Source organism: Sphingorhabdus sp., assembly GCF_044357595.1.
Lineage (GTDB): Bacteria > Pseudomonadota > Alphaproteobacteria > Sphingomonadales > Sphingomonadaceae > Sphingorhabdus_B.
In genome coordinates, this window is the sequence record NZ_JBIKPH010000105.1 from 1 (window position 1) to 8,758 (window position 8,758).

General features: G+C 55.6%; 9 protein-coding genes and 2 pseudogenes. 2 read left to right on the top strand and 9 right to left on the bottom strand.

The features are described 5' to 3' along the window. Together ACIQ2T_RS10055 and ACIQ2T_RS10060 are read left to right on the top strand one after the other, a co-directional pair. Positions 1 to 93 (top strand): annotated as a pseudogene (locus ACIQ2T_RS10055) (integrase catalytic subunit); the annotation flags it as partial. Between the two features lie 55 nt (positions 94 to 148). After that, positions 149 to 934, top strand: a complete 786-nt coding sequence (locus tag ACIQ2T_RS10060; RefSeq protein ID WP_397590691.1) for an SDR family NAD(P)-dependent oxidoreductase — start codon at positions 149 to 151, stop codon at positions 932 to 934. A gap of 9 nt (positions 935 to 943) precedes the next feature. On the opposite strand, the gene ACIQ2T_RS10065 is transcribed toward ACIQ2T_RS10060, so the two are convergent. From ACIQ2T_RS10065 to ACIQ2T_RS10105, 9 genes and pseudogenes are all read right to left on the bottom strand, one after another. After that, on the bottom strand, positions 944 to 1,513 hold the full coding sequence (locus ACIQ2T_RS10065; RefSeq protein WP_397590692.1) for a nuclear transport factor 2 family protein: 570 nt from the start codon (positions 1,511 to 1,513) through the stop codon (positions 944 to 946). Positions 1,514 to 1,594: 81 nt separating this feature from the next. Then, positions 1,595 to 2,068, bottom strand: coding sequence for a hypothetical protein (locus ACIQ2T_RS10070; protein ID WP_397590693.1), 474 nt, complete (start codon positions 2,066 to 2,068; stop codon positions 1,595 to 1,597). Between the two features lie 540 nt (positions 2,069 to 2,608). Then, complete coding sequence (locus ACIQ2T_RS10075; protein ID WP_397590694.1) at positions 2,609 to 3,790, bottom strand: sulfotransferase family protein; 1,182 nt, start codon at positions 3,788 to 3,790, stop codon at positions 2,609 to 2,611. 40 nt (positions 3,791 to 3,830) lie between these two features. Continuing rightward, positions 3,831 to 4,859, bottom strand: coding sequence for a hypothetical protein (locus ACIQ2T_RS10080; protein WP_397590695.1), 1,029 nt, complete (start codon positions 4,857 to 4,859; stop codon positions 3,831 to 3,833). Between the two features lie 31 nt (positions 4,860 to 4,890). Beyond that, positions 4,891 to 5,661, bottom strand: a complete 771-nt coding sequence (locus tag ACIQ2T_RS10085) for an SDR family NAD(P)-dependent oxidoreductase (RefSeq protein WP_397590696.1) — start codon at positions 5,659 to 5,661, stop codon at positions 4,891 to 4,893. 621 nt (positions 5,662 to 6,282) lie between these two features. After that, positions 6,283 to 6,738 carry an NAD(P)H-dependent flavin oxidoreductase gene (locus tag ACIQ2T_RS10090; RefSeq protein WP_397590697.1) on the bottom strand — a complete coding sequence of 152 codons (456 nt, stop codon included), beginning with the start codon at positions 6,736 to 6,738 and terminating at the stop codon, positions 6,283 to 6,285. Next, the gene (locus ACIQ2T_RS10095; RefSeq protein WP_397590698.1) at positions 6,686 to 7,768 is read right to left on the bottom strand and encodes an aldose epimerase family protein; all 1,083 of its coding nucleotides are present in this window, start codon (positions 7,766 to 7,768) and stop codon (positions 6,686 to 6,688) included. The genes ACIQ2T_RS10090 and ACIQ2T_RS10095 overlap by 53 nt, the downstream gene beginning before the upstream one ends. Positions 7,769 to 7,858: 90 nt before the next feature. Beyond that, positions 7,859 to 8,584 carry a hypothetical protein gene (locus ACIQ2T_RS10100; RefSeq protein ID WP_397590699.1) on the bottom strand — a complete coding sequence of 242 codons (726 nt, stop codon included), beginning with the start codon at positions 8,582 to 8,584 and terminating at the stop codon, positions 7,859 to 7,861. A gap of 25 nt (positions 8,585 to 8,609) precedes the next feature. Then, positions 8,610 to 8,758 (bottom strand): annotated as a pseudogene (locus ACIQ2T_RS10105) (toxic anion resistance protein); the annotation flags it as partial.

Sequence of the window (8,758 nt, forward strand, 5' to 3'; positions counted from 1 at the left end):
GCGCCAGAGGCCTATCCTTGGCCAGTGCCGTCCTCCGGTTCCGCTGCGCTCCACCTTCGGCCAACACTGGCCAAGGAGGCGATCATGCGCTAACAAACAGGTCGAACCACTCAGTGGGGGCCGGTCAGTTTCGTGAGGTGATGCAACAATGAAGGTCGATCTCGAAGGGAAAGTCGCGTTGGTCACCGGCGGCGGGCGCGGGATTGGCCGAGTGATCGCGACCCAGCTGGCCAGCAACGGTGCAAAGGTCTTAATTGCCACCCGAACCGAGGCAAGCGGGCGCGACGTGGTGGAAGAACTGCAGGCCGCCGGCGGCGACGTTCGCCTGCTGGCTGTGGACCTGTCGAACCGCGAGGCTTGCGACACTGCGATTGCCACAGCAGTCGATGCCTTCGGCGGGCTCGACATTGTGGTCCACAACAGCGGGATATTTCCGTTCACGCCGTTCGAAGCACTGGCCGACGAGGAATTCGACCGGGTGCTGCGCACCAATCTCTACACCGTGATGTGGCTGGCGCGCGCCGTTCTGCAGCAGTTCAAGGAGCGACCCGGCGGGCGTTTCGTCGCAATATCGTCACTTATCGGCAATCACGCCTGGCTGGCCGGCCTCGACGCCTATGCCGCCTCAAAATCGGGCATGAACGGGCTGTGCAAAAGCCTCGCGCTGGAATTTGCGAAGCATCAGGCGACGGTCAACGTCATCGAGCCGGGGCTGATCATCGATGACCGCGATGCCCGGATGGACAATGCGACCCGCGATCTGATCGTCCCCAACATTCCGATGAAGCGGGCCGGCCTGCCCAGCGATATCGCCAACGCGGTCCAGTTCTTCTGCTCACCCACCTCGCATTTCGTGACCGGGCAGGAATTGATCGTGGACGGGGGGCACCACCTGCCCGACATGTCGAGCTATGCCATGGCGGGCCGGCTGTGAAAGCGCCGACTATTGTGCATCCTTGTCTCCGACCGGCTGCACCGTCACATCATTGATGCGGCTACTTTTTTCCATTTTCCAGAAGTCCGACCAGCTTGCGAAATCCCCAGGAAGCTGGGGCGGTCGCGGGTGCGTATCCCATCCGGTAAACGGGGCGCGCGGCCGTTCTTCCCAATCGGCTGCATACCAGTGCTTTTCACGGCGCCGCACGAAATACCATTCGCCTGCCTCGCGCCGATATTCGTCGAAATAGGCAATGGCCATGACGATCCAGCGATCGCCATCCTCATGCTCTGCGCGGCAGTAAACAATCCCAGTCGCGGCGTCGCGTTCTTCAAACATGATGCGGTGGCCACAGATTTGATGCACCGAACGGTAGAAGGTCCGCAGTACCGGATCGATAAGCCTGCGCAAAACCTCGCGGCCCACGCCATGCTGCCCGCAGGCCACATCGGGAACGAACAACGCAGTCCATGCATCAAGGTTACGCCCGTCGACAGCAAGCGCATAGCGGATCGCCAGCTGCTCGATCGCCGCGCGCGATTCCAGGCGGTCGATCCGGGTCTCCAAATCGCTCATGCCAGACGATCCAGGTTGGCCGGATCGAAATACATAGAGGTATCCCCCAGCCGTACATGCGCAAACCGGGCGACTAAAGTCTTATTCATTTGCTCCTGACACTCCTCTAGACCTTTGGAACGAACTTAGAGCATCGACCCTCAATAATTCATGTTTGGCGCCTCTGCTATCAGAGATCCAAAGATTCCCTGAACCTCGAGAAATGAACCCCGTCACAAACACGGGTCGCCCGACGACATGATCAATCAATGACGCATCCTCTTCAGTTACGTAGTGCCAGTGATCCGGCACCAAGTCGTAAACTTTTTTGCCACCAGCGAACTGCAATACAATGCGGTCCTTTTCGACAATCACCGGAACAAGATAATCGTGGATTTTACATTCTAATAGGGTCGCTTTGTTGCTTGACCCGCAACTGGCAAAAAAAGTCCAAGGATACTTGCAAGGAAAGATTTGGCGATGTTCATTTTTCTCCCGATAATGCAACGGACGCTGCCCGATAAAATGTTGAAATGCTAGACCCGAATCCTTCAGACCTTGCCTGAGCGGCGTCATTCGTTAGTCTGATGGGGAAATCTGAGGATCTTGGACTGGAAAGCTGGTCCCAATAGGCATATCAAACTTGATGATGCAATGTCCGCTTATGGGGGAGCCCGCCGGCGCTTATAATGACTGCATTTGGGCGCAAAGCAGACATTTACATCGTTTCTTACTTCAGTCGCCTTGCTAAGCCCTTGCAACACTGCGTTAGTCTGAAACACACGGATTAATTCTTCGGGTTTGAAACAACAGCCGTATATCTTCTCACGTCAATAATTTATAACATAATATCAACTACATACATGTTATCAGTTTCATCATCTACGGCGCGCCATTCAAAATATTGATATATAACAATATTTAAACGCAACGATGTGCTGATTACGGCTTAAATAAAGCTTTTTAGCTATGCACAAATCGTGCACAAAATTCTATGTTCATTCGCTAACTTCCTAATTAGGCTGAGAGGGTCGAAGGAAGGCAGTCTATGGCTAATGAAGTTGATGTTCGGATTGATCTGCGGGGTGACGGGCGGGTCAAGTGGGGGCCCTGCATCTACATCCTAGCCTTGTTGGTAGCCAGCCATTCGCTGTATTCGCGGTAGTCTGGCTCGAATTCTTGCCAGTTTATACCGAAGTCTTCCATCGTGAACTTGTTGGTGCCATGCTTGCCCTGAGGATTACGGGCATCCCAGTCGAGCATCCGAGCCAACGCGGCATCGGACAGCGGCTTATCCCAAAATTCATAAACCTTGCGGGCTGTGATTTCTGGTTTGGACACGACCTCTAGATAATCGAGGTCCAGGACCTTAAGATCTGGAATCTGTTCCCGCATTGCAAAGTGAGCGCCGATGAACGGGGCAAGTAGCTTGATAACTTGACGGCCATCGGTGAGCTTGTCGCTGAAGGGGGCACGGAACGCCTGCGACATGCCCAGACATGAGCCGAACTGGCTCTGCGGATTGCGGTGCGGGAACACGAACCGAGCATCGGGAAAGATGCTGAGAAAAATGCCCTCCATGGCCATATGCGCTGGGCACTTCAGCAGCCATGGCTTGTCGGCGGTGGCGTAGCCCTGCCACTGCATATACTGAAGGATCTGCTTCAGGAAGACTAGCGGCGCCTCTGGCGGCTGAGTGACTAGCCATTCCAGATACTCTGGGCATTCGGCATAAGCGCTCATCGGGTAGTAGAGCATGCCCTGCTGCATCGCGAACATTTCCTCGTCGGCGCTCTCGGCGTCAAACGGGTGTGCGGAAAGGAAGTTGGGTGAGCGAGCGCTGTTCCACTTAACCCAGTCCTTGCCCTTGCGGATGCGTTCGTCAGGCGATTCGTTACGGTCACCGGTCAGCAGCGCTGGGTAGAGGCCTTGCCACAAATTCATATAGTTGAAGTCTCCTGAAGCCGCGAGCAGCTTCTGCAGCTTGCTCGTGCCAGCGCGGGGCAGCCCGTAAATGACGATGCCGATGGAAACTTGTTCATCGAGGATTTCGGGGTGTGCGGCGATATCGCGCAGGAAGCGCAGGCGATTTTTCAGGAATGCCTTCAGCTTGCCCAGTAACAGGGTCTCTCCCTCGGCAGTCAGTTCGGCGGAGCGGGCGGCAGAGTCGCAGAAGCGAGTCAGAGGCTCGAACGTGGCAATATCGTCGATATCGATCCCGGCTTCACGCTTTGCCATTTCGACGAGCACCTGTGGCGCAATCCGCAGGGACCTCAGATCCGCAGTCTCCGTAATCACGATAATGATCTCCTCTCTCGTTAGTTTCTATCTATACAATTCAAAAGCTGGCCGAGCTTTTCGGCGGGCCCAGTCTGGCGATCTCTTGGACCCCGGACGGCGCGGCGATTACATCGGGGATGCGGTTGACCATCAGGCCAACGGTCGTCCCGATCGAGTTGAGCCGCTCGAAGATAATGCGGTTGCTGGCATCACCGTCGACTGTCCAGGTGAAGTGTTCTCCGCGCTCACCGGCGAGCTCGAACACAAATTCCCCGGTGCAGGTTACACCCTCGCGCGTCTCCGCAACCACGATCACCTTCATCCCGCAGGCCTCGCCGGGTACAATGTCGCGCTCAAGCGCGTTGCACCGCGTAGCAACGTCATGGAGCACGGGCTCAATCCGCTGCGAAGTATTGGTAACGGTGAAGCCCAGTCCCGACAGCACATGCGGCGGCACAGTGCGATAGATGAAGCTGTAGGGACTGAGGTTCGCATCCATGGTTTCGCGGAACGCATCGGCCTTCAGGCCCACCCCATAGGCTTCAATCAGCCGCTTCGAGGCCGGCGTGGCGCTACTCAGATTGGTCAGCGACATGTGCTCCATAGAAGTGATTGCGGTGCAGGCTCCGGCGACTAGGATACCCGGCCATACCCTGCCAAGATCCCAGGCCCCGCCCCCGGTGAAAGTCACCCCGTGCTGGCGCGCCAGAGCATCGATCATCGTTGCCGTCTCGTGATCGAAATCCCAAGCGTACATCGATCCGCCGCCGTGGCACAGCACGTTGATCCCAGCTTCGAACAGGTGCGTGTAGGCAGCCATATTGTCGGCCGGCGCATCCGCGGTCACGACCAGCCCTATGTCGGCCTGCATCGCCCCATAATCCGCCGTTTCGCAGTCCTGCACGATCACGCCGAGGTCCCAGCCCATGCCAGCGAGCCGGCCGAGATCCTGGCCAACCTTTGGCCCTGCACGGTTGACAGCACCGACGACAGGCCAGCCCTTTTCGACCAGCTTACTGGCGATCAGGCATCCGAATTGGCCGGTGCCGTAGATGACCACCCGTGGCGGCGTGAAATCGTTGGACATGCTGGATGCTTCCTCAAAAGGTCTATTCTGCTCAACCGGGCTTGTAGATCGTGGTGCCGCCATCGCACATCATCGTATGGCCATTCATGAATGTTCCGAGGTCGGATACAAGGAATAGCGCCGCACCAGCAACTTCTTCGACCGTGCCAATCCGCCGCAGCGGGATTTGCGACATGATCGAATTGTACATTTCCGGCAGAGCCTTCACCGGCGCCGCGAAGTCCGTGTCGATCAGACCGGGTGCGATCACATTGGCCCGCACATTGAAAGGCCCGCCTTCGACTGCGATGTTCCGCCCCAGCTGCATTTCGGCGGCCTTAGTTATTGCATAAAGCCCCAGCGTCTCGAGGCCAAACATGCCCGCCCCGGAGGAGATCAAAATGATGCTGCCATCACGGCGCTCCTTCATTTCGGGGAAAACCATCTGGATCAGCCACAAAGGGCTGCGGACGTTGGCGTTCATGCAGAGGTCGTAGGTCTCATCCGGCAGGTCGATAAGAGAACCGTACCAGGGATTGAGTGCCGCGTTACAGACCAAGATGTCGATCTTGCCGAAGGCCTTCCGGGCGCTGTCAATCAGATTGGCGCAGTCCGGCTTGGACACGATATCGCAAGCCACCGCTATGGCTTCGCCACCGGCGGCCTCGATTTCGTCGACGACTTCCTGACAGGCGGAGAGAGTACGGCTTGAGACCACAATCTTCGCGCCAGCCTGACCGTAAATCAGGGCGATACCCTTACCAATTCCACGGCTCGAACCAGTGATAACCGCAACTTTTCCAGTCAGATTTACATTCAACATGGCATTATCATCCCCTTATATTGTGGAACAATGTTAGTATCAGGTGGCCTATCATACAAGCACAAAATGGTATGGCGTACCGCGCGGCGCGCGAACAAGTCATAGGCTCATTGCTCACGCTGTAGCGGGGGATATCTAGTATCTAGCCGCGCAAGCTCCCAATGGATTATTGCACAGTCCGTTGAGCGCGCAGGAAACATGTGGCGAGTTCAGTGCTAGCCAAGAAATAGCCCAGGAAGACATTTTATATCCATATTTCAATAATTTACTATTTTGTCTTTTACATCTTATGAAATGAGCATGGAAAGTTGGGGGTCCTAATGCCCCAGTTTGTTAGTTTTGATTGCAGTTCAACAACATTGCGATACGATAGCCGACCATAATGAGAGCCCTGCTTAGGTCCGCGATCAAAACGGCAGCGGCGCAAATGCTGCAACTATTATCGAAGATAACAACGCAGCCGGCATGGAAGCTGGCAAGCGGCGCCTGGCGGGGGACACTGCGCGTAAGAGGGTTGACGTCTGTTATAGTAGCATCCGTACACGCTGCTTGCGGCAGCATTTGTGCGCAAAGCAGAAGGACAGCATTTGGACACAGAGCGCTCACTTCGGGTACCCGTCGTCAGTTACCTTGACTCTCCGAATTCAATTTGCGCCCAAGGCTCTTCAGGACGGTTATCGGACGGAATAGCATTCCAAGCTGCCGCAAGGTCGCTGCCGGCTCGGCTCCATGAATTTGGAACAGCGGCCGTAATGCGTTCAACCAATTTTGCGCACGCGCTTCATCCGCTTTGGGTTCAGCATGGACAAACAGGTTAACATTAAAAGGGCGGTCGGTTAGTGCGCGGGTTTCGGTTATCATGAAGCGCGCGCCCGCAACGTCCGTGGCGCCAATGGCAATCGAACCAAGCCCTCCCGCCTTGGACACCGCGGCTGCCATCGTGGGGGTGGAAATGCCAGCCATAGGGGCTTGCACAATCGGCATGGTTATTCCGAGCCTTTGTATGGTCGTCATGAGAGCATAATCACGCACCCGCTGTTGTACCAAACTGCCACACGATGACATTCTCGTAAACATCCCCCGGATGCAGTGCAACCGACGCAAAGGATGGCTGGTTGGGCGCGTCTGGAAACATTTGTGGCTCCAGTGCAATGGCATCGCCGATATGATAACTTTTACCAGCCTTGCCCGTGGTTGAACCATCAAAAAAGTTACCTGCGTAAAATTGCACACCGGGCTGGTTCGATAGCAACGTCATCGTCCGTCCCGAATGTGGATCTTTCAATTCAGCGAGAATACGTGCTTCTGAGGCGACGTCCTGATCGATAATCCAATTATGGTCATAGCCGCGCCCATGCCGCAATTGTGCGTCAGCAAAATCGCGGACATGATCACGGATTGGCTTAGGCGTCCGAAAATCAAACACACTGCCCGCGACGCTCCGGCGCTCTCCGGTTGGAATAAGGCCACTGTCTACCGGCAAGTAATGCTCCGCCGGTATTGTCAGAAGATGGTCCATCGCATCATGCGGCGCGCCCTCACCGCTCAAGTGCCAATATGCATGATTGGTCAGATTAACGCACGTGGGGGCATCAGTCGTCGCGCGATAGGTTACCGAAAGCGCATTATCTGCGCTAAGCTGATAGGTTGCGGTCACGTTCAAATTGCCGGGATAGCCTTGATCGCCATGGGGGCTAAAATACCGCAGCGTGACCGACAACGCCGCCGCATCGCACGTCGTCACTGTCCAGTTCACCTTATCAAATCCCACATCGCCGCCATGCAATGAATTGGTGCCATCATTGGTAGGAACAGTATATTCTTCGTCGTCTAGAGTGAAGCGCGCATGCGCAATCCGGTTGGCAACACGGCCAATGGTGGCCCCATAAAACTGCGGCTGGGTAACATATTCATCCAGCGTTGCATAACCAGTGGTTACATCTGCAAACCGACCTTGCGCATCGGGCACGCAAACGGACTGAATGGAGGCGCCATAACCAATAATTTTAACTGACATGCCATTGGCGTTTGTTAAGGTGACCGCTTCAACAGTTTCGCCGTTGGCAAGTGTGCCGAAAATTTCTGTCTTCAGCCCTGACCGATCCAAAAGCTGTCCCCTTTTCCTATGATATGACTGATAGGACGAAGCGACCGATAAAGGCAACGGCACAACCGTTGGTGGCGAATAGTATTTAGCTTAAACCACGCGTCCGTTTGCACCCGGATCATCGTAGCGCATTTCCAGGTACCGGCCACGCACTGCTAGTTTATCCAGCTCCCCCCGAGAAATCTGCCCGGTCATAGTTTCAATTTCACGGTCGATGGTTTTAAGTCCGTCAACGAGTTGCTGTACTGGCGTTTTACCAGCATATTCCTTGTTTTTCAGGCTGTCGGGAATTTTCTTATAGCCGTTGATCAGCTCAGGCAAATGCTCCCCCACCAGCTTGCGCACTTCACGCGCCGCGGGGTCGTTTTCGTCTAATGTCTGCAACTGCGGTGCAAGCTGGTCCAGCCGCAAACCGATGTCCTGCATCAACGTTACCGCTGGCGCTGGCAAAGCGGGACGCTGCGCTTCAAGCCAGATTTCGGTCTTGCCGGCTAATGTCGCCAAATCCGTTTGGCGGAGACTTTCGATCGTCGGCATTGGCATTTCGGGATATCTCATCATGAGATAAGCGGCAGCAGCGCCAACAATCACAGTGATCATTACACCCCAAAAGCCAATGCCGTCGATGATTGCGCCGACAATTCCGGCACCGATCATAACGGCGCCGACCGCGATCACGGCCTTACTGAGTTTCCGCCAGTAATGCGCGCGGCGCAGCGCCTGCGACTTCGAGCCTATGGGCATCATACGCACGTTGCGCAGCGACCGAGCTGCCGCGGTTAGTGTTTCGTTTGCGTTGGATGCGGGATTGTTCATATTTTACCTTGTACGACGAAGACGCTCACGCCTCCAACGCCGCGAGCAAACCGCTTCCCTGCGTTGCCTCGACCGCTTGAGCCTGACCTTCGGCGCGGGCAATATAGCCTTTGGACTTTTCGACTTCCTTCTCGAGCGCTTCGGACGTCTGCTTCATGCTGTCCAACGCCTTCA

Bases quoted from the DNA above. Each gene is read 5' to 3' on its own strand.
- ACIQ2T_RS10085 (WP_397590696.1), bottom strand. From the start codon at position 5,661: ATGTTGAATGTAAATCTGACTGGAAAAGTTGCGGTTATCACTGGTTCG.
- ACIQ2T_RS10065 (WP_397590692.1), bottom strand. From the start codon at position 1,513: ATGAGCGATTTGGAGACCCGGATCGACCGCCTGGAATCGCGCGCGGCG.
- ACIQ2T_RS10080 (WP_397590695.1), bottom strand. From the start codon at position 4,859: ATGTCCAACGATTTCACGCCGCCACGGGTGGTCATCTACGGCACCGGC.
- ACIQ2T_RS10100 (WP_397590699.1), bottom strand. From the start codon at position 8,584: ATGAACAATCCCGCATCCAACGCAAACGAAACACTAACCGCGGCAGCT.
- ACIQ2T_RS10070 (WP_397590693.1), bottom strand. From the start codon at position 2,068: ATGACGCCGCTCAGGCAAGGTCTGAAGGATTCGGGTCTAGCATTTCAA.
- ACIQ2T_RS10060 (WP_397590691.1), top strand. From the start codon at position 149: ATGAAGGTCGATCTCGAAGGGAAAGTCGCGTTGGTCACCGGCGGCGGG.
- ACIQ2T_RS10090 (WP_397590697.1), bottom strand. From the start codon at position 6,738: ATGTTTACGAGAATGTCATCGTGTGGCAGTTTGGTACAACAGCGGGTG.